General features: G+C 49.3%; 1 protein-coding gene. It reads left to right on the top strand.

Annotation, left to right across the window (positions count from 1 at the left end; translation table 11 throughout):
* The coding region (locus IEW70_RS17635) for a spore photoproduct lyase family protein (protein WP_373286004.1) at window positions 1–631 on the top strand (631 nt) is incomplete at both ends.

Genomic DNA, 631 nt, shown 5'->3' on the forward strand with positions numbered 1-631 from the left:
AGCAAGCCGTACATTCGCACCTATGTTAACGTCGAGGAAATTTTCGATGCGGCTGAGAAGTACATACAAGAACGAGCTCCCGAAATTACCCGGTTTGAAGCGTCCTGCACGTCAGATATCGTCGGGGTGGACCATCTCACCCATACCTTAAAACGAGCAATCGAATATTTCGGGGAGTCAGAGTACGGTCGGCTTCGATTCGTGACGAAATTTGCTCATGTTGATCATCTCTTAGATGCTAAGCACAATGGAAAAACCCGTTTTCGGTTCAGCATCAATGCGGATTATGTCATCAAGTATCTAGAACCCGGCACCTCTTCGTTGAAAGACCGTATCGAAGCCGCCGCCAAGGTTGCCAAAGCGGGTTATCCCCTGGGGTTCATCGTGGCCCCGATCTATTTGCACGAAGGTTGGAAAGACGGGTATCGCCACATGTTTGAAAAACTGAAAGACTCATTGCCAGACGTCACTAAAAAAGACCTGACCTTTGAGTTCATTCAGCACCGCTTCACGAAACCAGCCAAACGGGTCATCCAGAAAAACTATCCCATGACGAAGCTGGAACTGGATGAGTCCCGACGCAAGTGGAAGTGGGGGCGTTACGGGATTGGAAAATACGTGTACACCGACG

The sequence above is a fragment of the Marinithermofilum abyssi genome (genome assembly GCF_014641195.1).
Taxonomy (GTDB): domain Bacteria; phylum Bacillota; class Bacilli; order Thermoactinomycetales; family DSM-45169; genus Marinithermofilum; species Marinithermofilum abyssi.